Genomic DNA, 25774 nt, shown 5'->3' with positions numbered 1-25774 from the left:
AGAGATATAGGAAGGGCAAAAAATGCCCTTCCAACTAAAAACTAATTATATATTAGTCTTTTTGTGCATTTGCGAAAGCAGCTGCCATTGCGTTTTCAAACACTGGCTCTTCTTTCTTAAGCTTCTCTAGTACTTCTTTCTCTTCTGCTTCGAAAAGAGCTTTTACAGATAAGCTTAAAGTGCGGTTCTTACGATCAACACCAACGTATTTAACTTCAATCTCGTCGCCTACAGAAACAACAGTAGTTGCATCTTCAACGCGCTCTTGAGCGATATCAGCTACACGGATGTAACCTTCAACGCCTTCGATAAGTTCAACAGTTGCGCCTTTCGCATCAACTTCAGTCACTTTACCTTTAACAATAGCACCTTTTTTGTTTGCATCAAGGTAGTTATTGAATGGGTCAGCTTCGATTTGCTTAACACCTAGAGAGATACGTTCACGCTCTGGGTCAACTTGCAATACGATAGCAGTGATTTCGTCGCCTTTCTTGAATTCACGTACAGCTTCTTCGCCAGGTGTATTCCAAGAAATGTCTGAAAGGTGTACAAGACCGTCAATACCACCGTCAAGACCGATAAAGATACCGAAGTCAGTGATTGATTTGATCTTACCAGTAACTTGATCGCCTTTGTTTTGTAGACGAGCAAATTCCTGCCAAGGATTAGCAATACATTGCTTAAGACCAAGAGAAATACGACGACGTTCTTCGTCAATTTCTAAAACCATAACTTCAACAGTGTCGCCTAAGCTAACAACTTTTGAAGGATGGATATTTTTGTTAGTCCAATCCATTTCAGAAACGTGTACTAAACCTTCAACGCCTTCTTCGATTTCCACGAAACAGCCGTAATCTGTAAGATTAGTAACACGACCAGAAAGTTTAGAACCTTCTGGGTAACGACCAGCGATAGCTGCCCATGGATCTTCACCAAGCTGTTTAAGGCCTAGAGATACACGAGTTTTATCTTTGTCGAATTTAAGAACTTTAACTGCGATTTCGTCGCCAACATTAACGATTTCTGAAGGGTGCTTAACACGCTTCCAAGCCATATCAGTAATGTGTAGTAGACCATCAACACCACCAAGGTCAACGAATGCACCGTAGTCAGTAAGGTTCTTAACGATACCTTTAACTTCTTGGCCTTCAACAAGGTTAGCAAGAAGCTCTTCACGTTCTTGTGAGTTTTCAGATTCGATAACTGCACGACGTGAAACAACAACGTTGTTACGTTTTTGGTCAAGCTTGATTACTTTAAATTCAAGCTCTTTGCCTTCAAGGTGAGTTGTGTCACGTACTGGACGAACATCAACAAGTGAACCAGGTAGGAAAGCACGGATTGAATCAACTTCAACTGTGAAACCGCCTTTAACTTTACCGTTGATAACACCAGTAACAGTCTCTTGCTCTTCACATGCTTTCTCAAGACGGATCCATGCTTCGTGACGCTTAGCTTTCTCACGAGAAAGAATAGTTTCACCGAAACCGTCTTCAATTGCATCTAGTGCAACATCTACTTCGTCGCCAACAGCAACTTCAAGTTCACCAGCAGCATTTTTGAACTGCTCAGCAGGGATAGCACTTTCTGATTTAAGACCAGCATCTACAAGTACAATGTTGTTCTCGATTGAGATTACTGTACCTTTAACGATAGAGCCTTGCTCTGCTTCAAAACCCTTTAAGCTTTCTTCAAATAACTGCGCAAAATTTTCTGACATACGAATATACGTCTCTATATATTATACCAATAAGCAACCATGCTGCATGGGGTTGTTAAAATAGCACTGGCATCCTGCTGGCGCATAAAATGTGTTTTAGCTTCGTTTAGGAAGCTTACCTTCAGAGATTGCAATATCTAATAAAGTTATTACCTTATCAAACACTTGCTGTGCATTAAGTTCGCTAGTATCGATCTCAATAGCATCTTCTGCAGGTACAAGCGGAGCAACGGCACGATTCATATCGCGCTCATCACGAGCTTGAATGTCCTGTAATAGACCACTTAGTGTAACATCAAGACCGCGCGTATTCAACTCAACAAAGCGTCTACGAGCACGCTCTTCTGCACTTGCTGTTAAATATATTTTTAACGGAGCATCTTGAAAAACGACAGTGCCCATATCACGACCATCGGCGATTAAGCCATTTTCAGTACGAAATGCACGCTGGCGACGTAATAATGCTTCACGAACGCGAGGTAATGCTGCAACCTTTGACGCTGCAGCGCCTACTTCTTCGTTACGAATAGTAGTGGTTACATCTTCGCCTTCTAAAATAACTTTTCCTGCATTAGTCTGGCTATCTACCAAAAACTGCACATCTAAATTTGCAGCAAGAGGGACAAGCCCTTCTTCATTGTCTAATGCAATTTGGTGATGAAGTGCAGCTAAAGATAAAACGCGATAAATCGCACCGCTATCTAATACATCCCACCCTAACTTGTCGGCTAACAAGCGACAAACAGTTCCTTTACCTGAACCACTTGGGCCATCAACGGTGATCACGGGCATTAATAACGCCTGCATTTAAAACCTCCTGCAATGCACACCTAAATAAACCGCGACATTATACGTCAGTTATTAAAATATATCTGCTATTAGTGTGTAACTTTTGTAATTACTTCTAAATAGCTTATTCACTGACTGATGCTAAAACATTGAAAAATGTAGGGAATGTTTTATAAGTACACTTTGGATCATTAATCGTTATTGGCTTTCCGCCTACGGCAACCATAGCAAAACACATAGCTATACGGTGATCGTCGTAAGTATCTATAGCAACATCATTAAAATGTTCAGGTGGAGTAATTTCTATAAAATCCTCACCCTCTACAACTTCAGCGCCTACTTTTCTAAGCTCAGTTGCCATTGCATACAAACGGTCTGTTTCTTTAACGCGCCAGTTATAAATATTACGAATAGCAGTTTTACCTTTAGCAAATAAAGCAACTGTTGCAAGGGTCATAGCAGCATCAGGAATTGCATTCGCATCTATATCTACGCCATTAAGCTCGCCTTTGCGAACAACTAAACGCTCATCATACCAATCAATTTTTGCGCCTACTTGCTCCATTACTTTGGCAAAGCCTATATCACCTTGCACCGATTTGGCACCCACGCCCTTAATTTCAATCTCACCGCCTGCAATTGCAGCCGCAGCAACAAAGTAAGAGGCAGAAGATGCATCGCCTTCAACCATTATGCGATCTAATGATTGATACTGTTGACCACCTTTAACTTTAAAAGTTGCATAATCAATGTGCTCAACATTAACTCCAAAACGTGCCATTACATCAAGTGTAATATCAATATAAGGTTTAGAGACTAAAGTACCTTTAATAGTTATTGTTGTATCACCGTTAAATAATGGCGCTGCCATTAATAGAGCGGTTAAAAATTGACTTGAAATACTGCCGTCAATTTCAACATCACCGCCTTTTATTTGGCCACCGACAATTTTAAGTGGTGGGTAGTCTTTGTGCTTTGTATAAGTAACATCACCACCCAATGCTTGCAGCGCGTCAACCAAGTGCCCTATCGGGCGCTCTTCCATACGTGGCTCGCCTATTAGCTCGTATTCACCAGCAACGCCAGCAAGTACTGCCGTTAAAGGTCTATAAGCAGTACCCGCATTACCTAGAAACAATGGCTCAGTCGGTGTATTAAACACACCACTAACACCCTCTACGGTGGCTACAGTGCGGTCATCATTTAAAGTTACATTTACACCTAATAACTTTAAGGCGCCCAGCATATGGCGTATATCGTCACTATCAAGTAAGTTTTCTACAACGGTAGTACCGCTTGCAAGTGCTGCTAATAATAAAATTCTGTTCGATAGACTCTTTGAACCTGGTAGGGTTACTGTGCCATTTACTCTAGAAATAGGTTCTAAACGAAGCTGCTCCATTAGCTGTGCTCCTTTGCAAAAGCAGCCATAAAGTCTACAAGTGCTTGAACACCTTCAATAGGCATTGCGTTATAAATACTTGCGCGCATACCGCCCACAATTCTGTGGCCTTCAAGAGCGAGTAACCCTGCATCTTTAGACTGAGCAACAAACTTATCATTTAAGCTTTCATCGTTAAGCCAAAACGGAACATTCATACGTGAACGGCAATGTTTAGCTACTTTATTGGTATAAAAGCTCGATTCATCAATAAAGTCATAAAGTAGCTGCGCTTTAGCAATATTTTGAACTTCCATCGCTTTTACGCCACCATTACTTTCAAGCCATTGAAATACTTCAGCAGCTAAATACCAAGCAAATGTGGGAGGCGTGTTAAACATGCTGCCTTGTTTTGCTTCTAATGCGTAATCTAAAATGCCTGGCTTAGGTAAGCCTTCACGCTCAAGTAATGTTTTACGAACAATAACGATTGATATGCCCGACGGGCCGATATTTTTTTGCGCACCAGCGTAAATTAAATCAAATTTATTAACGTCTATTTCGCGTGATAAAATAGTTGACGACATATCAGCAACGATCGGTGCAGTTGGGTGGCTTGGTACATCAAAAATTTCTAAGCCGTCAACCGTTTCGTTAGGGCAATAGTGAATGTAAGATGCATCTTCTGGTAACACCCAATCAGCAACCTGTTTAATAGAAAACTCGCCATTGGCATCATTACGCACATCAATAGAGGTTGCTTGAGTAAACTTGTTGGCCTCGTCTGTTGCACTTTTTGACCACACGCCGTTTTCGCAATAAACCGCAGCTTTGCCTTCTTGGTGTAAATTTAATGGCACAGCACTAAACTGACCACGACCACCACCATGCATAAACAGCACTTCAAATTCATCACTGATATTCATTAGGCGACGAAGGCTGGCTTCACATTTAGCTGTAAGGGCTAAAAACTCTTTGCTACGATGGCTTATTTCCATCACAGACACACCTAAATCTTGCCAATCTAGAAACTCTTTTTGTGCTTTTTTCATAACCGCTTGCGGAAGCATAGCTGGCCCCGCACAAAAATTATATTTACTCATTACCTTTGCCTCATTCCAGTAATTTAACTACTAAGCATGAATGCTCAATACCCACCCACTAAACCTTTGAGTTTTAGTGAATGAATATAACTTCACACCCTATTAATTTTTTTCAACAACATTAAAAAAAGCGGCCAAGGCCGCTTTTTCAATATCAATTATTCTGAAGGAGGATTATCATCCGCTACTTCATCAATAACCGTATCTACAGTTTCAACGTCTTCAATATCAATCAAGTCACTTTCTGTAACTTCAATCTCTTCTATACGTTGTAAACCAACTACTTGCTCTTCGTCAATAGTTCTGATCAAAATAACACCTTGGGTGTTACGTCCAACCGTAGAAACTTCATTAACGCGAGTACGTACTAAGGTACCACGATTTGAAATAATCATGATTTCGTCGTTATCATCAACTTGTACAGCGCCAACAACAGCACCGTTACGCTCACTCACCTTGATAGATACAACACCTTGTGTTGCACGGCTCTTAGATGGGTAATCTTCAAGTTGTGTACGCTTACCGTAACCATTTTCAGTTACCGTTAAAATAGCACCGTCAGTTTTTGGTACAATTAACGATACTACGCGTTGCTCGTCTGGCATTTTAATACCACGAACACCTGTAGCCGTACGACCCATTGGGCGAACACCTTTGAAACGAATCTCAGGGTTGCCTTCTTCATCAAGTACTGGGTTACCGTTTTCATCAACAACGGTTGTTTCTTCAGCTTCTTTAAAGCGTACTACTTTACCAGCATCAGTGAACAACATAATCTCGTTGCTACCATCGGTAATATCAACACCTATTAAGCTATCGCCATCATTTAAGTTAACAGCAATGATACCGCTAGCTCGTTGACGACTGTAAGCCGTTAATGGTGTTTTCTTAACTGTACCGAATGCAGTTGCCATAAAGATGTATTTATCTTCAGCGTACTCGCGTACTGGCAATATAGCAGTAATACGTTCATCTGCTTCAAGTGGTAACAAGTTAACAATTGGCTTACCGCGCGCAGCACGACTTGCTAGTGGTAACTGATACACTTTAAGCCAATATAAACGACCCGCTGTAGAGAAACATAAAATCGTATCGTGTGTATTTGCAACTAAAAGACGTTCGATGAAATCTTCATCTTTCATCTTGGTTGCTGACTTACCTTTACCACCACGACGCTGTGCTTCATAGTCAGACAATGCCTGATACTTCACATACCCTTCGTGAGAAAGCGTTACTACAACGTTTTCTTCAGTAATTAAGTCTTCAAGGCTGATATCGTGAGCCGCTGCATTAATCTCAGTACGACGTTCATCGCCATACTGCGCTTTAATTTCAACTAGCTCATCACGAATAACTTCCATTAAACGCTCAGGAGTCGCCAAAATATAAAGTAGTTCAGCAATTAGCTCTAATAACGATTGATATTCAGTTAAGATTTTTTCGTGTTCAAGACCAGTAAGCTTGTGTAAACGCAAATCTAGAATTGCTTGAGCTTGTTGCTCAGAAATATAGTATTGACCGTCGCGAATACCTAAATCAGCAGCAAGCCAATCTGGACGGGCTACATTATCTTCGCCTGCTTTCTCAAGCATACCTTGTACATGACCTAATTCCCACGGACGTGCTGTTAAGGCAATTTTAGCTTCAGCTGGTGTAGGGGATTTACGAATAAGTTCGATAATTGGGTCAATGTTTGCAAGCGCAATCGCTAAACCTTCAAGCGTGTGAGCACGGTCACGCGCTTTGCGTAAATCAAACACGGTACGACGAGTTACTACTTCACGGCGGTGAATAATAAACTCTTCAAGCATTTCTTTTAAATTAAAACACTTAGGTTGGTTATTAATTAAAGCAACCATATTCATACCAAACACAGTTTGTAACTGAGTTTGTGAATACAAGTTATTTAAAATAACTTCGCCTACGTCACCACGTTTAATCTCAATAACGATACGCATACCATCTTTATCAGATTCATCTCGTAGCGCGCTAATACCTTCAATTTTTTTATCTTTAACTAGCTCAGCAATTTTTTCAATTAAGCGAGCTTTGTTAACTTGATAAGGAATTTCGTGAACGATAATTGTTTCACGACCTGTTTTTTCGTCGGTTTCGATGTCGGCGCGTGCACGCATGTACACTTTACCACGGCCAGTTAAGTAGGCTTGTTCAATACCCTTCTTACCGTTGATAATTGCAGCCGTTGGGAAATCAGGACCAGGGATATAATCCATTAACTCTAAAATAGTTAAATCAGGATTTTGAATAAGTGCCAAACACCCATTTACAACTTCAGTTAAGTTATGTGGCGGTATATTTGTAGCCATACCTACCGCAATACCCGACGAACCATTCACTAATAAATTAGGAACTTTCGTAGGTAAAACATCAGGGATGAACTCTGTGCCATCGTAGTTAGGAACGAAATCAACCGTTTCTTTTTCAAGATCGGCTAATAACTCATGCGACATTTTTGCCATACGTACTTCTGTATAACGCATTGCCGCTGCTGAATCACCATCAACCGAACCGAAGTTACCTTGGCCATCTACAAGCATATAACGCAGTGAGAATGGCTGAGCCATACGAACTATCGTGTCATAAACTGCACTGTCGCCGTGTGGGTGGTATTTACCGATTACGTCACCGACCACACGGGCCGATTTTTTGTAAGGCTTGTTCCAGTCATTACTAAGCTCGTTCATTGCAAACAAAACGCGGCGATGAACAGGTTTTAAGCCGTCACGTACGTCTGGTAATGCACGTCCTACGATTACGCTCATTGCGTAATCTAAGTAGGAGTTTTTTAACTCGTCTTCAATATTGACTGGCAGAATTTCATTGGCGAGATCAGTCATTTGATATCACATTCCTTCAGTATCAGCTCTCAACAACCCGGTATTGGGTATTAAGAGTATTGTTATTATTTCTAACAGCCATGCTATCACAATTAATTTTAATTTACAGGCGCAAAACTTTGCGATTTATCAATTTAGCCCTATATAATGGCCTCAGATTGACGAGGAAGTATTTTATGACCGAACATCAAAATGTAGATCACGCAGAAATAGCAAAATTTGAAGCCATCGCTGAGCGTTGGTGGGACCTAGACGGAGAATTCAAACCTCTTCACGAAATTAACCCGTTACGACTAGACTTTATAGCAAACAAAACGCAAGGCTTATTCGATAAAGAAACACTCGACGTTGGCTGTGGTGGCGGTATTTTAAGCCAAAGCATGGCACGCATGGGCGCAAAAGTAACCGGTATCGACATGGGTCAAGAGCCTTTAACTGTTGCTAAGTTGCACAGTTTAGAAACTGGCGTAAATGTAGATTACATAAAAGTGCCAGCAGAAGAGTTTGCATCGCAACACCCAGAGCGCTTTGATGTAATAACCTGTATGGAAATGCTTGAGCACGTTCCCGACCCAGCATCTATCATTCATGCTGTAGCCGCACTTGCCAAACCAGGCGCGGATGTGTTTTTTTCAACCCTTAACAAAACACCTAAAGCATATTTATACGCGATTGTTGGCGCTGAAAAACTTTTAAAAATGGTACCTGAAGGTACACACGACCATAAAAAGTTTATAAAACCTGCACAGCTTATTGCATGGGCAGAGCAAGCGGGTTTAAAAGTTCGTGCAAGTACAGGCCTTTCTTATAACCCACTATCAAAGCAATATACGCTCAATAGTGACGTTAGCGTAAATTACATACTGTACTTCGAGAAGTTAGCTTAATGGCTAACTCTCAAGCCCCCCTCCCCCTTATTGAGTACGATGCATTTTTATTTGATTTAGACGGCACTCTACTCGACACCGCTGATGATTTAGGTGCGGCTTTAAATACAGTTCTCATTAATAATAAAATAGAGCCTGTTAGTAGTGATGTATACCGTCCTGCGGCATCTAACGGCGCAGGCGCATTATTAGAGGCTGGTTTTAAAGAGTTATGGGACACACAACCTCAAAGCGAGCTTATTAAGCAATTAGTTGACGAATACGCTGCAAACATAGCAAAACACACGCATTGCTTCAGCGGAGTTGAATCGTTACTTATCGGCCTTGATCAGAAAAAGATCAAATGGGGGATCATGACTAACAAGCCTGGCTTTTTAACCGATCCTTTAGTGGCAGCTATTCCCGCATTAAAAAATGCCAGTGTAGTAATAAGTGGCGACACATTAGCTGAAGCTAAGCCATCACCTTTACCACTGCTACACTGTGCAAAGCTTATGCAAGTAAAACCAGACCGTTGTCTATACATTGGAGATGCACAGCGCGACATACAAGCAGGCAAAGCGGCAGGTATGCATACCGCAACGGCACTTTGGGGTTACATCCCAAGTAAAGATGAAGCCATAGCTTGGAAAGCCAATTTTAACTGGCTAAGCCCAATTGATGGTTTTAACCATATATAGTGCCATGTTAATTATTAAACACTATATATTGTGATTGTGTTAGTTTTCACACAAAGCTTGCCGATAAAAAAAGCAGTCAAAATTTATTTTTAAAATGCGTAAATTTAGCAGATCATTAGTTGATTTTTGCATATTTCAACTTAAATGATTGTTCGAAGGTGAGTGTCTACTAACACAAATGCGTTATCCCGAAGTTATCCACAAATAGGGGCAATTATGTCCCTTGCAAAACAACTCAGACCACACTATCTTGTGATCTCTAAATTGAACAACACCAGATATTGTGGCCAAATGTTATTCAATTAAATTCGCCAATACGGTGAAACCTATAATAAATGAGTATGTACCTTGCTTCGGCGAGGCATAAAGCATTGGTCAAAATACATAATTCCCAAGGAATACAGGCAAATGAACCAACAGTTATCTGTAAGCAAACGTGACGGGCGCAAAGAGCCACTTGATCTGGATAAGATCCATCGCGTTATTGAATGGGCCGCCGAAGGTTTAAACAACGTTTCGGTTTCGCAAGTTGAATTAAAATCGCACATTCAGTTTTACGACGGTATTCGTACCAAAGACATCCACGAAACCATCATTAAAGCAGCAGCGGATCAGATTTCAAAAGAATCGCCTGATTATCAATACTTAGCTGCACGTTTAGCTGTATTCCATTTACGTAAAAAAGCGTATGGTCAATTTGAACCACCACGTTTATTTGACCACGTAACAAAAATGGTTGACGATAAACGCTACGATGCTCACTTATTAGTAGATTACACAGAGCAAGAATTAGACGAGCTTGATGCATACCTTGATCATTCTCGCGATCTTAACTTTAGCTACGCAGCTGTAAAACAGCTTGAAGGCAAGTATCTCGTTCAAAACCGTGTATCGGGTGAAATATACGAAAGTGCACAGTTTTTATATATTTTAGTAGCAGCAAGCTTATTTTCAGACTACCCACGTGAAACACGTACTGATTACATCAAACGTTTTTACGACGCGGTATCATTATTTAAAATATCTCTACCAACGCCAATTATGTCAGGTGTACGTACGCCTACTCGCCAGTTTAGCTCGTGTGTATTAATTGAATGTGGCGACAGCCTTGATTCAATTAACGCTACATCGTCTGCAATCGTTAAATACGTATCACAACGCGCAGGTATTGGTATTAACGCTGGTCGAATTCGTGCTTTAGGTAGCCATATTCGTAACGGCGAAGCGTACCACACAGGTTGTATTCCTTTTTATAAGCACTTTCAAACAGCTGTTAAAAGTTGTTCGCAAGGTGGTGTACGCGGCGGCGCTGCAACTTTGTTCTACCCGCTTTGGCATCTAGAAGTAGAGAACCTACTTGTACTTAAAAATAACCGTGGTGTAGACGACAACCGCGTTCGTCACCTTGATTACGGCGTACAGTTTAATAAACTAATGTACTCTCGTTTAATTAAAGATGACTACATTACATTATTTAGCCCATCAGATGTGCCTGGCCTTTACGATGCATTTTTTGAAGACCAAGCTGAGTTTGACGCACTTTACGTAAAATACGAACAAGACGAGTCTATTCGTAAAAAACGTATTAAAGCCATTGAGCTTTTCTCTATGTTTGCGCAAGAACGTGCAAGTACAGGTCGTATTTATTTACAAAATGTGGATCACTGTAATACACACAGCCCATTTATTTCTAAAGTTGCGCCAATTCGCCAATCTAACTTATGTTTAGAAATTGCATTGCCAACTAAGCCACTTAACAACGTAAATGACGAAGAAGGCGAAATTGCGCTTTGTACACTTTCTGCGTTTAACTTAGGTGCAATAGAGTCACTTGATGAGCTTGAAGAGCTAGCTGAACTTGCAGTACGCGCACTTGATAACTTACTTGATTTCCAAGACTACCCTGTACCGGCGGCTAAAAATGCAACTATGGGTCGTCGTACACTAGGAATAGGCGTGATTAACTACGCTTACTACCTAGCTAAAAACGGTAAGCGTTATTCAGATGGTAGCGCAAATGCATTAACACATAAAACCTTTGAAGCTATTCAATACTACTTAATGAAAGCATCAAACGAGCTTGCTAAAGAGCGTGGCGCATGTCCTAAGTTTAACGAAACAACGTACTCTCAAGGCATTATGCCAACAGATACGTACAAACGTGATTTAGATAAAATTTGTGATGAGCCACTTCATCTTGACTGGGATACACTACGTGCAAATATTAAAGAGCACGGTATGCGTAACTCAACACTAAGTGCATTAATGCCATCAGAAACATCGTCGCAAATCTCTAATGCAACTAACGGTATTGAGCCACCACGTGGACATATTAGCGTTAAAGCAAGTAAAGACGGTATTTTAAAACAAGTTGTTCCTGAGTATGAGCGTTTAAAAGATCAGTACGAGTTACTATGGGACATTCCATCAAACGATGGTTACTTGCAGCTTGTTGGCATAATGCAAAAATTTGTTGACCAAACAATTTCTGCAAATACAAATTATGATCCAAACAAGTTCGAAGGCGGTAAAGTACCTATGCAAGTCTTATTAAAAGACTTATTAAGCGCGTACAAACTAGGTGTTAAAACCTTGTATTACCACAATACTCGTGATGGCGCCTCAGATTCACAAGAAGATACTCCAGAAGTGGAAGATGATGATTGTGAAGGCGGCGCGTGTAAAATATAACTGCTGATTTTTATTTTAAGCGGGCATTTAGCCCGCTTTTTCTGATAGTTTTTTGAGTGATAAACATGTCTTATACTACTTTTAGCCGAAACCATAATAACCAAATGCAAGAGCCAATGTTTTTTGGCCAAACTGTAAACGTATCTCGTTACGACCAACAAAAATACCCAATTTTTGAAAAGTTAATTGAAAAGCAACTGTCTTTCTTTTGGCGTCCTGAGGAAGTAGATGTAAGTAAAGACCGTTTAGACTTTCAAGCATTACCAGATCACGAAAAGCATATATTTTTAAGCAACTTAAAATACCAAACACTACTTGATAGTGTACAAGGTCGTTCGCCAAACGTGGCTCTACTTCCAATTGTATCACTACCAGAGCTTGAAACATGGATAGAAACGTGGGCGTTCAGTGAAACAATTCACAGCCGCTCATACACGCATATTATCCGTAACGTAACACAAGCCCCTGAACTTATTTTTGATGACATAGTTAGCAACGATAAAATTAGCGAACGTGCTGATGCCGTAACTAAATACTACGATGACTTAATTAACTCTGTTTCGCTTTACAACTTATACGGTGAAGGCAAACACGAGATTAACGGTAAAACAGTTATCATTAATTTATTTGAGCTTAAAAAGAAACTTTACCTTGCAATGATGTCGGTAAATATTCTTGAAGCGATTCGCTTTTACGTAAGCTTTGCATGTTCGTTTGCGTTTGCTGAGCGCGAGCTAATGGAAGGTAACGCTAAAATCATCAAGCTAATTGCACGCGATGAAGCACTTCACCTTTCGGGTACTCAGCATATTTTAAACATTATGCAAGACGGTAAAGACGACCCAGAAATGGCGATTGTTGCTGCCCAGTGCCGCGATGAAGCTATTAAAATGTTTGTTGACGCAGCAGAGCAAGAAAAAGAGTGGGCCGAATACTTATTTAAAGATGGTTCGATGATTGGCTTAAATAAACATATTTTATGTCAGTACGTTGAATACATTACCAATGCACGTATGACTGCGATTGGCTTGCCTGCACAGTTTGAAAATAACAGTAACCCTATCCCATGGATAAACTCGTGGTTAGTGTCTGATAATGTGCAAGTAGCACCACAAGAAGCAGAAATAAGCTCATACCTTGTTGGTCAAATAGACTCTCAAGTTGATGCCTCAGAATTTGGTGACTTTGATTTATAATGAGTGACAAGTCTACTGCAAGCATAACGCTTGCAGAAAACAGCCAGTGTATAGAATTTACCGCTGGCTGCCCTTCTCTTTTACACTGCTTAGAATCCATGAAAATAGACGTTGCATTCCAATGCCGTGAAGGCTACTGCGGAGCTTGTAGAGCAACGTTAGTTTCAGGAAGTGTTGAGTATAACGAAGAGCCACTTGCGTTTGTCCGCGAAGGCGAAATACTCCTGTGCTGCTGTAAACCCAATGGCAACGTAAGTATTAATCTGAAATAAAATTAATACTTACATATACCGTTTATTGAGCGCATCAATACTGTGGAACAAACCAGTAATGCCCTGTAATTTTGTAATCAAAAAGCATGTCACTTTTTTGCGGCCCACGCCCAATATTATGCACAATAAGTGGATTACCTGTATCTTGAGATGATTCATTAATCACCATGCCTATATGAGGTAAATTACCTGGTAACATCCACGTTACTATATCGCCGGTTTTATAATCACTCACTTTGTTGGATTTACTTAATACGTTTGCATGGCGCTCAAAGTAAGCTTGTAAATTTAGAACACGTCGGTGATCTATATTTTTGTCAGGCTTATTTAAACCCCAAATACGTTTAGATGGATACAGTGTAAAGTTATTTTGCATGTCTTCATGCACGAGTTTCTGTAAATCGATGCCTAACTTTCTGTAACTTCTAATTATTACATCGGTGCACACACCTACATTCTCAGGTACATCACCACCAGGATAGCCAATAGAGCGATAAGCCCCGTCGTAAGCCACATCATGAGTTGTCCGCTCAAGTAGAGCTGAAACAATGTCTTCTTCAAACGAAGCTGCATTAGCATTAATACACGCTAAAGTAAGTAAACACCCAATAACCTTGTTCATATAAATTCCTTTAAACCTAAGATTGAATTACAGCGTTTGAGATACGTACTTAGGCACGTCTATTTTATCGCCTTTACTTACGAATTGCTCATCCAGAGCGTATGCCATTTTTTCAAGCGGTGCGTCGTTATATCCAACACGTTGAATTTCGCTAATGTAACGTAGGATAAACACGTCTGGGCCAAGCTGAAGCCACTGCGCTACATGCACAAGCTCATGAAAATGAACCCTCAAATCTTTGGCAGCATCAGGAAGTATATAATATGTATTTTTATACGTTATTCCTGCTACATCCATATCTACAAAATCGCCTAAACCCATTTCTCGCAGGATTGGAAAGTCAGGTTTTGGTATTTTATCAACAACAACGTAAAAGGCATGTTTTAAAAATTCGACAGGATAAAACCCTGCAAACTCACTAGCAAATTTCTCACAGCTAATTCTTTGGGTTTTATATTTAATATTTGTTGCATCAATCCATTGTTCTATTTGTTCGAGCACGTCCTTTCTCCAAAATACTAACTTAACATTGTATAATGTGTTGTAAGCCAACAACTCAATTGTAACAAAAGTAAATTAACGAATCTCTTTTTTAAATTACAAAAAGCTGCTAAAAACCACTTACCCTCTAATCAACTATATATTTGGTAATGTGCTTTAAAAACACAGGTATTGTTACTGTGTCCTTATTAGTAGTAACTTGTAATTATTAACTGAATGCAATTGTGTAAATAACGGGTCTGGTAAATTAATAAAGCGTCATTGCCAAAAATAACGAGTTTACTTATGCCCACAGATATACAAAAAAATCTTAAAGTAAAACCTGCTCACATCGTCTCATTTATTGTGTTTTTATTAGTTTCAATATCTACACTTACCGCTAAAGTGTACGCCGCTGATGCTGTATGGCCTTCAAAAACCACCTACAAATATGCAAATGTAAACGGTAAAAAAATATTTTACCGAGAAGCTGGCATGCAACATAAGCAAACCATTGTGCTTTTACATGGCTATCCGTCGTCTTCACACAGCTACCGAGAATTGATCCCGCTTTTATCAGGTCGTTATCATGTAATTGCACCCGATTATTTAGGTTCAGGATACAGCGAACGCCCAAACCCAGAAACTCAAAAATATACGTTTGAATTACTAGCTCAATACGTTGAAGGGTTACTAACAACGCTTAAAGTGAAGAGATACAGCCTATATATACAAGACTTTGGGGCATCTGTAGGCTTTAGAATGTTGTTAAATAACCCTAATAAACTTGATGCACTTATTGTACAAAATGGTAATGCGTATTTAGATGGGCTAACCGTAGCGAGGCAAGCATTTTTTAAAGCCGCGAATGAAGATAGTTCGAAAGCGCAGAGTAATAAAATTTATTCGTTCACGTCTGAACAAGCCATTATTAATAAGCAGTATTTACGAGACGTACAAAGTAACCCAGAAGTGATGAGCCCAGATAGCTGGACGCACGATCTTCACTTTTTACAAACCAAATCTGATAGAGTAATTCAAGTACAGCTACTACAAGATTACTACAACAACCTTCTCGACTATCCAGAGTGGCAAGCTTATTTACGCAAGTACCAACCACCAACGTTAATTGTATGGGGTAAAAACGACCCTGCGTTTATAGCCGCAGGCGCTAAAGCATACTTAAAAGATGTACCGAACGCTGAACTACATTTACTCGATTCAGGGCACTTTAGTGTTGAAGAAAAACCAGTAGAAATTGCAAAGTACATTGTCGATTTTATGAATAAGCTAGCTCAATAGTAAGCCTTTTCTTTTGGTTTAGTATTTATAGCAAACATAAAAAAGCGCTGAGGGTATAAACCATCAGCGCTTTATTAAGCTCAAGCTAAATCGACAAAAATCACATTTAATATGGATAAGTTATGCTTTTATGTATTTAACCTTCTTCTTCAATAAGCGACTCTAGTAGGTCGTGTATTTCAGCTTTAAGCTCTTTGTCTTCAATTTTATTGGCGCTGACTTTAGCATTTTGAAGGTTTTTAATAGCTTCATCTTTTTGGCCAAGCTCAAGCTGTAATGTAGCCATTGAAAAAGAAACCGACGACATGTGATCCTTGTTATTAATCGCAATCGACTTTTCTAATGCTTTTTCGTAAGTAGTAATTGCCTCTTCTAACTCTTCGGTAAAATCAGCTAAAGTTTCCCATTGTACAGGGTGATCTTTTGAGGTATTTTCGTTTTCAATACAAATAGCTTTTAACTCTGCAAATAACGACTCAAACTTTTCACGGTTATTTTTGTTAGCCGCCGCCATTAAATCTTCTGCAAGGTCGTGTACCGCTTTATATACTTTTGTGTTCATCATCACTGGTTATCCTTTAATGCAGCTAAACTCATTTACTCACTCAATTTAGCTAAAATGTATCATTACAGTCATTATAAAACGTATTTAAACAACTGATTTATTTAATTTGGTGTATAGCGTAATAATACATTAATAATGAACATCGCGTAGGCGTTAAACACTCTGTGATTAAACTTTATCGCAATTACTCTTGGTAAACTTACACACTGAATAAACTTGCAACCCAATCCAACGTAAAGATGGTCGTAAACACTTTGAGTGCAATGACAACTATAAATAATAAGATGATTGCCGCTTTGGCTTTGCTACTTTTAAGATTATTCCAGTACAATAACTTTGCATTAAATTCTGTTTTTAACTTAGTGACAGACTCTTTCATAATAACGCCCTGCTCAGGTATCTGCGCTCAGCAACATTTAACAATCACACAATTGCTCAAGCGGGGTTAGTAACATTTTTCGCTACCTTTAGAGTAAACCATTAAATAAAGCCTGTACTATATAAAATGTAACAAGAGGTTTTAACAAGTTATTGTATCTAACTATTGTTTAAACACCCAAAAATTAAAGGATAGGTAAATTCAGTAGAGCGTTAATAATAAATTTGGTGCTACACTAATAACTAACTTAAATTCGTTAACAGCCAACTAAATTAGCCAATTATGAAAGAATGCAACCAGTGTGGTAAATGCTGTATTAAATATGGCGGCGGCGATTTAAGCGCAACGAAAGAAGAAATAGATTTATGGGAGCTTTTTAACCCCGAAATTTATGAATACGTTAAAAACTACGAAATTTGGTTTGACCCAAAAACAGGCTTAAGACTTCAAGTGTGCCCATTTTTAGAAATTGCGCCCAAAAAAGATCCTCTCGCTAAAAACATGTATACCTGCAGCATTTACCTCGACCGCCCAGAAGACTGCCGCCACTACCCTAGCCTTATTTCGGAGATGATCCGCGACGAATGCGAAATGATTGAATCTGTAGATATAACAAACCAGACAAGAGCGCAGCATAAACTAGATGTGATAATGATAGATAGCCGCTATTAAATACATAGATTTACCAGCTAGGGCTATGAGTTATTCGGCCATATGGATAAGTTTTCTATTCACAAACCTATTATTTGAATTTCTATAATATTGGCTTAATCGCCATTTTTAGATTATTCATCGCAAAACACAAAGTTATACTATAACATTGTTGATTCGTTAATTTTGCGGTGTTATATTATATCACAACATAATAACCACGAACCAATATATCCATGACAAAGTTAACATTAATCTCCTCTGCTATTTTTTCTGTTTTATGTTCTCAATCAGCTTTGGCTGCAACTGTTACTGGTAAAGTAATGGATGATAAAAATCAGCCAATTAAAAATGCCTCTATCCATGTACATGGCAAAAACCAAAGCGTAAAAAGTAATGATTTAGGCGAGTTTGCTATCGAAATCGATGCAAACAGCCAACTACATATTAGTAAAGACAACTACATAGACTCTCGTATTGCTGTTACCGAATCTTCAAACAGTCTGTCTGTGTCACTTAAACCAACATCGGTTGAAACAGTGGTTGTTTATGCCTCTGCACTTCATAAAAACAGCTTAGAAATGATATCGCCAGTAAGCGTGCTCTCAGGTGATGAATTAAGAAATAAATCTAAACCAACACTTGGCGAAACTCTTAAAGGTTTACCCGGCGTAAATGCAAGTTACTTTGGCCCAGTATCATCAAGCCCGATTATTCGCGGTTTAGATGGCCCTCGCGTTAAAATCACACAAAATGGATTAGATGCCAGCGATGCATCGCGTATTGGTCCAGACCACGCGACATCAAGCGACAGCCTAGCGGCAGAACAAATTGAAGTCTTACGCGGTCCAAGCACCCTACTTTATGGCTCTGGTGCAATTGGTGGCGTTGTAAACGTGGTTGATAACCGTATTCCTACTAGCAATATCGACGAGCTTACAGGTGCAGCTGAATACAGCCACGATACTGTATCTAACGCAAATACAGTTGCTGCAAAACTTGAAACCGGTAATGAGGGTTTTAACTTTCATTTTGATGGTACAAAACGCAGCGGCGATGATTACCAAACACCAAACTTTACTATCACCGATGATGATGGCGATGTCGAAAAAGAAGATTCAGTAGAGAACACCTTTATTGATAGCGAAACGCTTAACTTTGGTACTAGCTATGTTGGAGAGCACCTAACGGTAGGTTTTTCTTACGGTAGCATTGATACCGATTACGGGATTCCGGGACATGAACATCACCACGAGCATGATCACGAAGGCGAAACTGAAGAAGAACACGAAGAGCATGAAGATGAAGAGGCTGAAGAAGCCGTTTATGCACATTTAGAGCAAGACCGTTGGCAGGGTTTAATAAGCTATGCACTGCATAACAATTGGATTGAAACCATTAACCTACGTGTTGGCTATACCGATTACTCGCATAGCGAAATTGAAGACGGTGCTATTGGTACAACTTTTACCAATAAAACCACTGAAGCACGCTTAAATGTAGAACATAAATTTGCTGATTGGCATGGCATGGTTGGCTATCACTACAGCGACTCTGATTACGATGCAATTGGTGAAGAAGCATTTACACCAGCAAGTGTAACGACAACTAATGCACTTTATTTATTGGAAGAACGTGAATTTGGTGATGTAACCGTTGAGCTTGGCGCGCGTATCGAAGATTACAAAATAGAAAGCCAAATTTCGGAAGTTGAGCATGGTCATGATCACGACGATGACGAAGCTGAAGAAGAACACGACGAAGAAACACTTGGTTACAGTAAAAGCTTTACTAATTTAAGTGTATCAGCGGGCGCAATATGGCAGTACAAACCGGGACATAGTATTGCGACAAGTATTTCTCATTCAGAGCGAGCTCCACTTTCTGCAGAGCTTTTGTCAAATGGTTTACACATTGCAACAGGTACGTATGAGCTTGGCCTTGGTTACAACATTGAAGGTAATGAAGCGCATTTTGAGCCTGAAAATATTAAGCAAGAAACTTCAACTAACTTAGATTTAAGCTTTAGACGTTTTAGCGGTGATTTTGGTTACACAGTTAACTTTTTCTATAACGATATTAAAAACTTCTACTTCCAAGAAAATACAGGTTTAGTTTACGATGAAGAAGATGGTTTAGAATCGGCTATTGGTGCACATGATGATGCCGTTGCGGTTTATCAGTTTACCAGCAAAGATGCAGAGCTATATGGTATTGAATTTGATGCTCACTATCAAATTACATCAAGCGCTATGGTTAAAGTATTTGGTGACTCAACTCGTGCAAAACTTAAAGATGATGAAGGTAACCTACCGCGTATTCCAGCCAATAAATTAGGCTCGGAGCTGCAATATGATTTAGGTGATTTACAACTAACGCTTACAGGTACTCATTACTTTGATCAAAACGATGTAACTGCGTTTGAAACACAAACCGATGGTTATACGTTATTTGACGCACAAGCTAATTACCAACTTGATTTAGGTGCGGTAGATGCACAACTTTATATAAATGTAGATAACATTACCGACGAGTTAGGTTTTGTACATAGCTCATTTATTAAAGATAAAGCACCGTTACCTGGCAGAAACTTTCGCTTTGGTATCCGCGGTTATTTTTAATAGCTAACAAATACCTCTTTACTTTATATATTTAAAAACCGCATTTTATTAATGCGGTTTTTTATTTTTAGCATACATAAAGTTCTTAAATTACAGACACAAAAAAGCCGCGTTCAAATTGAACACGGCTTTTTAAATTCTTAATTAATATTTAAATTAAGAAAGGATTTCGTGTAACTCAACATCAAATACAAGCGTTGAGAAAGGTGCGATTGCAGCACCTGCGCCACGTTCACCATAAGCTAGCTCATGAGGAACATAGATACGCCATTTAGTACCTACAGGCATCATTTGTAATGCTTCAGTCCAACCTTTGATCACGCCACCAACTGGAAATTCAGCAGGTTGACCGCGCTCGTATGAGCTATCAAAAACAGTACCGTTTACTAGTGTACCGTGGTAATCAACACGTACTGTAGACTCAGCTGTTGGCTTTTCGCCTTCGCCAGTTGCTAATACTTCATATTGAAGACCAGACTCAGTTACTGTGATTTCAGGACGTTTTGCGTTTTCTTCTAAGAATGCAATACCTTCCGCAGAAAGTACTTTTGACTCTTCTTCACGACGAGCTTGAATCTCTTCGTTAATTTTTTCGAATGCAGCTTGGATCTCAGGGATCTCAACTTGAAAAGCGCTACCAGCGTACGCATCTTTCATGCCTTCAAATACTGAATTTAGGTTTAAGCCTTCAAAAGGATTAGACTTAAGTTGCTCACCCATTTGTAAGCCAATACCGTAACTTGCTTTTTCAGCATCTGTAGTAAAATTATCTGACATAATGTGTTTTTCACGTTTTGTTAGTTAAAAGACGCATATATGCTATCACAAAATAAACCGTGTTTGGGGCTAGTTTTTGCTGAGTTTCACCTTAATTAGGCCAACAATGTAGCTACAAAGCGGTAAACTGAATAAAATTCCAGCAAGTAAAGGAATTGCTAGCAATGCTGACTCACCAAACAGTAAATAAGGTACGCCAAGGAGTCCTACACAACCAATAAAAATAGAACCGATTACCGGCCAATGTTTGTCGTATTTGGTAATTAGATGAGCAGCTAAAATATTAAAGCCCACACAATAAACTAAAGCGGTAATAAGAGAATTTTCTGGCTGTGCGTCACTCGCCATTTTGACTAATAAAGTAATGGCACTTTGATAGCAGTAACCAAACACAGTCCATAATAAAACATGCTTTATTAATTGCTGCGAGGTTGAAAGGTTTGTTGCTTTTGTCACTTACTAAACTCCACAAAGCAAAAAACCGCCCATAAGGCGGTTTTTTTAAATAATGGTGGAGAGATAGGGATTTGAACCCTAGATGGGCTATAAACCCATGCCGGTTTTCAAGACCGGTGCATTCGACCACTCTGCCATCTCTCCGCACGGCGCGAATAATATGGCTAAATACGTAACTTGTAAAGAGCTAAATATAAATTAATATAAAATATTAATTTATTGGATGAAATGCATCCACTTTGTTATTTTATTAAGCTATTCACTTTAATGAAAGTCTAGTTAATGGACTAAAATGAAACGCATTAATAATATTGTTTTGGTCTGCGAGCAATCCAAGAACAAATTAAACAAGCCAATATACTCAGTGCAGTAAAGGTAACGCCTTGAAAAATTAAATCAAATCGATTTAAATCATCACTTGGTACTACAACAAACATAAAAGCAGGTAGCACACTAAGCGATAAAACGTAGCAGCATACTTTAAATGCACGCCCGAAGTCGAAACGTTTGGACTGGTGCATCCACCATGTTAACAACACAAGCATACCCATTGCTGAACCGGCTATGAAATGTGATGCGTTTGTGCTCATTGCAACATACAGTGTTACAAAAGCACCAATGATTCCCCAAATTGACCATGCTAGCCAATTCTCTTTTTCACGTAAAAATAAATTTCCCATAGTTTTCGTCTTCTTTATCGTTATTTTTATTAAGACTTTCCATAATGTATCAAAAAACAACCGATTAAAAAACAAACTGAAGAAGATTTAGTAAATTTAGTGCTTCCAAGCGCTTCTTACAGCCAAGCCATTAACTTTTGAATAATACTCTTTGTAACCTTAATGAATTATGACTATGTAAATTGCGCAAAGTTCATACTATTTCACAAATTACTAAAATAGTGTTCTGGCTTATGGCGAGGCGACTTTTTACAATCGACTTCGGGTGTACCTATATATAAATACCCTACTATTTCATCTTGCTCATGTAAGTTAAGCGCTTTTTTAACTGCTGCACTTTGTGCAAAGTAGCCTGTACGCCAAACACCACCTAATCCTTGAGCGAATGCAGCTTGTTGCATCGCAAGTACGCTGCACCCTGCGCTTTGTACTTGTTCTATTCGAGGAACTTTTGGGTGTTCTTGATATTTAGCAATTGCTATTACAATCATAGGCGCACGAAGGGGAAGCTCTTTAGCACGATTAATTACTTTTTCTGCCTGTTGCTCTGCTACCGCACTTTGATGGTAAATTTCACCTAGTTTATCGCGTGCATCACCTTGAGCAACAATAAACTGCCAAGGCGCAATACAACCATGATCAGGAACACGTAATGCTGCTTGCTTAATTATGTCGAACTGCTCAGGCGTAGGACCCGGCTCTGTTAGTTTAGAGTCTGATTGGCGGGTAAGTAAAAGCTCGATAGCGTTCATAACGATTCCTCAAAATTCAAAACGCTAGAGTAACATTTAAAACCTTAATAAATAAATACTGGGAGTCTAAAACGTAAAACAGCCGCACAAAATGGGTTTATGCGGCCTTTTTTAAATAGGTTTAGCGCTATTGATTTAAAATATTTCGCTTTAACCAGTAATCAATACTAACAAAGCGCCCTCCTCCCATAAAAAATAAGCTAAGGAGCATTGCAAAGTATATTGCCGAAAATTCTATACCATTATTTAAAATAGAGGGTTTGCCTTTTTCGTAGAGATAATCAGGAAAACCGTGTTCTTCAACTAAGCCACGAATTTTTTCTATTCGCTCTTGTACTTCTAATGAGTTTTCGAGGCTTTCTTTAGCGCCCGGAATTGATAACCAATTGAGTACTTGTGCAGCGCTTGTTTCTGGATTAGTTGGCGCAATTGCAAACCAACCATTATGCCAATGCACTGATGTTGCAGCAACGACCATTGTGAACATGAGCGGAATACTGACCAAACGAGTTAAAAGGCCAAGTAATAAAAACCAACCCCCTAAAAACTCACTCCAACCCGCTAAAAAGGCTAGTAAGTCTGGAAACGGTAATCCTAAACCCCATTCATTATTACCAAACCATTGAACTACATCTGGAGATGCTAAAAAGTTATCGAAAAAACCTTCTGCTTCACCGCTTATAGCAAGTTTGTTATAACCTGCAATGATCATAACCGGGGCTAAAATTAAGCGAAATAGCAATGCAGGTAAACCATCTAAAAATGATAATTTACTCAATATTGCATCGTAAAGGCTGGTTAGTTTATTCATGCGTATCCTGTGTGTTCAATGTTTATTAAGTTATAGACTATAAACAGCAAAGACCGCACGAATTAATAAACTATTTCAACTTGTTTACAAAGCTTAAATACTTCTAGCTACCTGAAGTGCTTCAAAAATAGCGCGTTTGGCATCAATAGCAGCAGCTAGTTTAGCGCCGCCTATCACATGTACCTTTGCGTTATCTGTGTAATTTTCTAGCACTTCGTTATTAGAAACCTGACCAATACAGGCAATAACCGTGTCTACTGGCAGTACTTGAGTTTCACCAGCAACATTAATAGTAAGTCCGCTTTTATCAAAGCTTTGGTATTGGCAATCAGCAATTTGCTTCACGCCATGCTGCTTAGCAACTTGGCGATGTATCCAACCCGTTGTTTTACCAAGCTCGCTACCAAAACGACCCCCACTGCGTTTTAACATATACAATTGGCGTTCGTCTTTATGTGGTTGGGCTTCACACTCAATACCCCATTGCGTTTTAAACTCGCTAATAGTTTGCGATTTATGTTCGCTTAAAAACGCAACCATATCAAAACCTATACCACCGGCACCTAAAATGGCAATTGATTTACCAAGCTCTACTTCGCCGCGTATAACTTCGTCATAAGCAAACACACGCTTGTTATCACTACATTTAATTGATGCTTCACGTGGGCGAACGCCAGTTGCAAATACAATATCGTCATAGTTTTTAAGCATTGAATCGTCGTAAGCTTTGCCAAGCTCTACAGTTACTTTTAATCGTTCGAGTTCATTAGTAAAGTAAGTAAGTGTATGGTTAAAGTCTTCTTTACCCGGTATTTGCATAGCTAAATTAAATTGGCCACCCATTTGCGATTTTTGGTCAATTAGCGTGACGTTATGCCCTTTTTGTGCCAAGTAACAACTTGCCGATAAACCAGCAGGGCCTGCACCGACTACTAATACATTTTTAGCTCTGGTTGCTTGTTCTAACGGATAATCTAGCTCAAATGCAGCTTGTGGATTAACTAAACACGTTGCACGTTTATTTTTAAATACGTGATCTAGACAACCTTGGTTACACCCTATACAAATATTAATTTGCTTGGATTGATTATTCGCATATTTATTAAAAAACTCTGGATCGGCAAGTAGCGGCCTTGCCATGGAAATTAAATCGGCTTCGCCTGCATTTAAAATATCGTTAGCAATTTCTGGAGTATTAATTCGGTTAACAGCAATAACTGGCACGCTCACCACGTCTTTTAAACGTTTTGATGCTTCTTTAAATGCACCCGGAGGTACCATACTCGCAATAGTCGGTACACGCGCTTCGTGCCAACCAATGCCTGTGTTAAAAATATCAACGCCCGCTTTTTCAAGCTCGGAAGCTTGAATGACAACTTCCTCTGGCGTTGAGCCGTTTGGAATTAAATCAATGACCGACAATCTAAAAATAATTAAGAATTGTTCAGATACTTTTGCTCTTACAGCTTTCACTATTTCAAGCGCAAGTCGCATTCTATTTTCTAGGCTGCCACCAAATTCATCTTCACGTTTATTGGTGTGCGGCGCCATAAACTCATTAATCAAATACCCTTCAGAACCCATAACTTCAACGCCATCGTAGCCGGCTTTTTCAGCCATATAGGCAGAATGCGCAAAGTCTTTAATTGTTTTTTTAATCGAGCCAAGCGACATCGCTTTAGGTTTGTAAGGATTAATCGGTGCTTTTATTGCACTTGGTGCTTGATTGAATGGATGATACGCATAACGTCCAGCGTGCAATAATTGCAAACAAATTTTTCCGTCGTGTTTGTGCACAGCATCTGTGTAAGCGCGATGTTTGAATACATCGTAATAGCTATTAAATGAAGATGAAATAGGTGTTAATTTGCCACGTAAATTAGGGCTATATCCACCCGTAATTAACATTGCGGTGCCGCCTTTTGCACGTGCTTCATAAAATGCACGTAAGCGTTTGCGGTTATGCCAGCCCTCTTCAAGGCCTGTATGCATTGAGCCCATCACTAAGCGGTTACGTAATTGTGTGTGTTTTAATTGTAATTGTTGTTCTAACATCCTGTGCCCCGTTAACTGGTCTAACCTGTATACCTTAGCTAATTCT

Annotated in this window: 23 protein-coding genes and 1 tRNA gene; 8 read left to right on the top strand and 16 right to left on the bottom strand. The window is 39.4% G+C overall.

The window, feature by feature from the left end; genetic code table 11:
* Nucleotides 1-52: 52 nt before the first annotated feature.
* The 5 genes from rpsA to gyrA form a co-directional block, all read right to left on the bottom strand.
* Nucleotides 53-1720 carry a 30S ribosomal protein S1 gene (gene rpsA, locus BW142_RS04110; protein ID WP_002961176.1) on the bottom strand — a complete coding sequence of 556 codons (1668 nt, stop codon included), beginning with the start codon at nucleotides 1718-1720 and terminating at the stop codon, nucleotides 53-55.
* A gap of 96 nt (nucleotides 1721-1816) precedes the next feature.
* Nucleotides 1817-2527: a (d)CMP kinase gene (gene cmk / locus BW142_RS04105; RefSeq protein ID WP_076923977.1), complete on the bottom strand. Its 711-nt coding sequence runs from the start codon at nucleotides 2525-2527 to the stop codon at nucleotides 1817-1819.
* 106 nt (nucleotides 2528-2633) lie between these two features.
* Complete coding sequence (gene aroA, locus BW142_RS04100; RefSeq protein ID WP_076923976.1) at nucleotides 2634-3911, bottom strand: 3-phosphoshikimate 1-carboxyvinyltransferase; 1278 nt, start codon at nucleotides 3909-3911, stop codon at nucleotides 2634-2636.
* Nucleotides 3911-4993, bottom strand: coding sequence for a 3-phosphoserine/phosphohydroxythreonine transaminase (gene serC, locus BW142_RS04095; protein ID WP_024595544.1), 1083 nt, complete (start codon nucleotides 4991-4993; stop codon nucleotides 3911-3913). Before serC ends, aroA begins: the two co-directional genes overlap by 1 nt.
* Before the next feature lie 158 nt (nucleotides 4994-5151).
* Nucleotides 5152-7851 (bottom strand): DNA topoisomerase (ATP-hydrolyzing) subunit A, encoded by a 2700-nt coding sequence (gene gyrA / locus BW142_RS04090; protein WP_024600253.1) that lies wholly within the window; start codon nucleotides 7849-7851, stop codon nucleotides 5152-5154.
* Between the two features lie 176 nt (nucleotides 7852-8027).
* Here gyrA and ubiG point away from each other — a divergent pair, with 176 nt between their 5' ends.
* The 5 genes from ubiG to yfaE all read left to right on the top strand — a co-directional run bounded on the left by ubiG (nucleotide 8028) and on the right by yfaE (nucleotide 13577).
* Nucleotides 8028-8738: a bifunctional 2-polyprenyl-6-hydroxyphenol methylase/3-demethylubiquinol 3-O-methyltransferase UbiG gene (ubiG, locus tag BW142_RS04085; RefSeq protein WP_002961162.1), complete on the top strand. Its 711-nt coding sequence runs from the start codon at nucleotides 8028-8030 to the stop codon at nucleotides 8736-8738.
* Nucleotides 8738-9418 carry an HAD-IA family hydrolase gene (locus BW142_RS04080; RefSeq protein ID WP_076923975.1) on the top strand — a complete coding sequence of 227 codons (681 nt, stop codon included), beginning with the start codon at nucleotides 8738-8740 and terminating at the stop codon, nucleotides 9416-9418. Before ubiG ends, BW142_RS04080 begins: the two co-directional genes overlap by 1 nt.
* Nucleotides 9419-9826: 408 nt before the next feature.
* On the top strand, nucleotides 9827-12109 hold the full coding sequence (nrdA, locus tag BW142_RS04075; protein ID WP_076923974.1) for a class 1a ribonucleoside-diphosphate reductase subunit alpha: 2283 nt from the start codon (nucleotides 9827-9829) through the stop codon (nucleotides 12107-12109).
* A gap of 65 nt (nucleotides 12110-12174) precedes the next feature.
* Nucleotides 12175-13305: a class Ia ribonucleoside-diphosphate reductase subunit beta gene (gene nrdB / locus BW142_RS04070; RefSeq protein WP_002961159.1), complete on the top strand. Its 1131-nt coding sequence runs from the start codon at nucleotides 12175-12177 to the stop codon at nucleotides 13303-13305.
* Nucleotides 13305-13577 (top strand): class I ribonucleotide reductase maintenance protein YfaE, encoded by a 273-nt coding sequence (yfaE, locus tag BW142_RS04065; protein ID WP_076923973.1) that lies wholly within the window; start codon nucleotides 13305-13307, stop codon nucleotides 13575-13577. The genes nrdB and yfaE overlap by 1 nt, the downstream gene beginning before the upstream one ends.
* A gap of 34 nt (nucleotides 13578-13611) precedes the next feature.
* On the opposite strand, the gene BW142_RS04060 is transcribed toward yfaE, so the two are convergent.
* Both BW142_RS04060 and BW142_RS04055 read right to left on the bottom strand, forming a co-directional pair.
* Nucleotides 13612-14199, bottom strand: a complete 588-nt coding sequence (locus BW142_RS04060; protein WP_076923972.1) for a DUF1287 domain-containing protein — start codon at nucleotides 14197-14199, stop codon at nucleotides 13612-13614.
* 27 nt (nucleotides 14200-14226) lie between these two features.
* Complete coding sequence (locus BW142_RS04055; RefSeq protein WP_076923971.1) at nucleotides 14227-14700, bottom strand: hypothetical protein; 474 nt, start codon at nucleotides 14698-14700, stop codon at nucleotides 14227-14229.
* Nucleotides 14701-14985: 285 nt separating this feature from the next.
* Between BW142_RS04055 and BW142_RS04050 the strand changes: the two genes are divergently transcribed.
* Entirely contained in the window at nucleotides 14986-15981 is a 996-nt protein-coding gene (locus tag BW142_RS04050) for an alpha/beta hydrolase (RefSeq protein WP_076923970.1), read from the top strand.
* A 136-nt stretch (nucleotides 15982-16117) separates the two neighbouring features.
* Here BW142_RS04050 and BW142_RS04045 read toward each other — a convergent pair whose 3' ends face one another.
* On the bottom strand, nucleotides 16118-16546 hold the full coding sequence (locus tag BW142_RS04045; protein WP_024600261.1) for a hypothetical protein: 429 nt from the start codon (nucleotides 16544-16546) through the stop codon (nucleotides 16118-16120).
* A 199-nt stretch (nucleotides 16547-16745) separates the two neighbouring features.
* A complete protein-coding gene (locus BW142_RS04040) occupies nucleotides 16746-16925 on the bottom strand; it encodes a hypothetical protein (RefSeq protein ID WP_024600262.1) in 180 nt (59 codons plus the stop codon).
* Nucleotides 16926-17207: 282 nt separating this feature from the next.
* On the opposite strand from BW142_RS04040, the gene BW142_RS04035 reads away from it, so the two are divergent.
* Together BW142_RS04035 and BW142_RS04030 are read left to right on the top strand one after the other, a co-directional pair.
* Nucleotides 17208-17597: a YkgJ family cysteine cluster protein gene (locus BW142_RS04035; RefSeq protein WP_076923969.1), complete on the top strand. Its 390-nt coding sequence runs from the start codon at nucleotides 17208-17210 to the stop codon at nucleotides 17595-17597.
* A gap of 215 nt (nucleotides 17598-17812) precedes the next feature.
* Nucleotides 17813-20197, top strand: coding sequence for a TonB-dependent receptor (locus tag BW142_RS04030; RefSeq protein WP_076923968.1), 2385 nt, complete (start codon nucleotides 17813-17815; stop codon nucleotides 20195-20197).
* 156 nt (nucleotides 20198-20353) lie between these two features.
* Here the strand turns inward: BW142_RS04030 and BW142_RS04025 are convergent, their stop codons facing one another.
* From BW142_RS04025 to BW142_RS03995, 7 genes are all read right to left on the bottom strand, one after another.
* Nucleotides 20354-20974, bottom strand: a complete 621-nt coding sequence (locus BW142_RS04025) for an FKBP-type peptidyl-prolyl cis-trans isomerase (RefSeq protein ID WP_024600265.1) — start codon at nucleotides 20972-20974, stop codon at nucleotides 20354-20356.
* A gap of 69 nt (nucleotides 20975-21043) precedes the next feature.
* Nucleotides 21044-21430, bottom strand: a complete 387-nt coding sequence (locus BW142_RS04020; RefSeq protein WP_083707547.1) for a hypothetical protein — start codon at nucleotides 21428-21430, stop codon at nucleotides 21044-21046.
* A gap of 53 nt (nucleotides 21431-21483) precedes the next feature.
* Nucleotides 21484-21574 (bottom strand) — tRNA-Ser (locus tag BW142_RS04015).
* Between the two features lie 158 nt (nucleotides 21575-21732).
* Nucleotides 21733-22110, bottom strand: a complete 378-nt coding sequence (locus BW142_RS04010; RefSeq protein WP_007582705.1) for a hypothetical protein — start codon at nucleotides 22108-22110, stop codon at nucleotides 21733-21735.
* A 203-nt stretch (nucleotides 22111-22313) separates the two neighbouring features.
* Nucleotides 22314-22862, bottom strand: coding sequence for an NAD(P)H nitroreductase (locus tag BW142_RS04005; protein ID WP_024600267.1), 549 nt, complete (start codon nucleotides 22860-22862; stop codon nucleotides 22314-22316).
* 127 nt (nucleotides 22863-22989) lie between these two features.
* Nucleotides 22990-23673 (bottom strand): DoxX family protein, encoded by a 684-nt coding sequence (locus BW142_RS04000; protein WP_076923967.1) that lies wholly within the window; start codon nucleotides 23671-23673, stop codon nucleotides 22990-22992.
* Between the two features lie 93 nt (nucleotides 23674-23766).
* Nucleotides 23767-25728, bottom strand: coding sequence for an NADPH-dependent 2,4-dienoyl-CoA reductase (locus BW142_RS03995; protein ID WP_076923966.1), 1962 nt, complete (start codon nucleotides 25726-25728; stop codon nucleotides 23767-23769).
* Nucleotides 25729-25774: the final 46 nt, after the last annotated feature.

Origin of the sequence: Pseudoalteromonas sp. EB27, assembly GCF_001974875.1 — a bacterium.
Classification (GTDB): domain Bacteria; phylum Pseudomonadota; class Gammaproteobacteria; order Enterobacterales; family Alteromonadaceae; genus Pseudoalteromonas.
The sequence above is the reverse complement of the archived record's forward strand: the minus strand, read 5'-3'. Positions and strand labels throughout refer to the sequence as shown.

Coding starts and splice junctions, on each gene's coding strand:
- BW142_RS04030 (WP_076923968.1), top strand. CDS start 17,813: ATGACAAAGTTAACATTAATCTCCTCTGCTATTTTTTCTGTTTTATGT.
- BW142_RS04005 (WP_024600267.1), bottom strand. CDS start 22,862: ATGAACGCTATCGAGCTTTTACTTACCCGCCAATCAGACTCTAAACTA.
- BW142_RS04060 (WP_076923972.1), bottom strand. CDS start 14,199: ATGAACAAGGTTATTGGGTGTTTACTTACTTTAGCGTGTATTAATGCT.
- BW142_RS04035 (WP_076923969.1), top strand. CDS start 17,208: ATGAAAGAATGCAACCAGTGTGGTAAATGCTGTATTAAATATGGCGGC.
- BW142_RS04050 (WP_076923970.1), top strand. CDS start 14,986: ATGCCCACAGATATACAAAAAAATCTTAAAGTAAAACCTGCTCACATC.
- BW142_RS03995 (WP_076923966.1), bottom strand. CDS start 25,728: ATGTTAGAACAACAATTACAATTAAAACACACACAATTACGTAACCGC.
- aroA (WP_076923976.1), bottom strand. CDS start 3,911: ATGGAGCAGCTTCGTTTAGAACCTATTTCTAGAGTAAATGGCACAGTA.
- yfaE (WP_076923973.1), top strand. CDS start 13,305: ATGAGTGACAAGTCTACTGCAAGCATAACGCTTGCAGAAAACAGCCAG.
- BW142_RS04025 (WP_024600265.1), bottom strand. CDS start 20,974: ATGTCAGATAATTTTACTACAGATGCTGAAAAAGCAAGTTACGGTATT.
- gyrA (WP_024600253.1), bottom strand. CDS start 7,851: ATGACTGATCTCGCCAATGAAATTCTGCCAGTCAATATTGAAGACGAG.
- BW142_RS04040 (WP_024600262.1), bottom strand. CDS start 16,925: ATGAAAGAGTCTGTCACTAAGTTAAAAACAGAATTTAATGCAAAGTTA.
- nrdB (WP_002961159.1), top strand. CDS start 12,175: ATGTCTTATACTACTTTTAGCCGAAACCATAATAACCAAATGCAAGAG.
- BW142_RS04080 (WP_076923975.1), top strand. CDS start 8,738: ATGGCTAACTCTCAAGCCCCCCTCCCCCTTATTGAGTACGATGCATTT.
- rpsA (WP_002961176.1), bottom strand. CDS start 1,720: ATGTCAGAAAATTTTGCGCAGTTATTTGAAGAAAGCTTAAAGGGTTTT.
- cmk (WP_076923977.1), bottom strand. CDS start 2,527: ATGCAGGCGTTATTAATGCCCGTGATCACCGTTGATGGCCCAAGTGGT.
- serC (WP_024595544.1), bottom strand. CDS start 4,993: ATGAGTAAATATAATTTTTGTGCGGGGCCAGCTATGCTTCCGCAAGCG.
- BW142_RS04010 (WP_007582705.1), bottom strand. CDS start 22,110: ATGGGAAATTTATTTTTACGTGAAAAAGAGAATTGGCTAGCATGGTCA.
- BW142_RS04000 (WP_076923967.1), bottom strand. CDS start 23,673: ATGAATAAACTAACCAGCCTTTACGATGCAATATTGAGTAAATTATCA.
- nrdA (WP_076923974.1), top strand. CDS start 9,827: ATGAACCAACAGTTATCTGTAAGCAAACGTGACGGGCGCAAAGAGCCA.
- BW142_RS04045 (WP_024600261.1), bottom strand. CDS start 16,546: ATGATGAACACAAAAGTATATAAAGCGGTACACGACCTTGCAGAAGAT.
- ubiG (WP_002961162.1), top strand. CDS start 8,028: ATGACCGAACATCAAAATGTAGATCACGCAGAAATAGCAAAATTTGAA.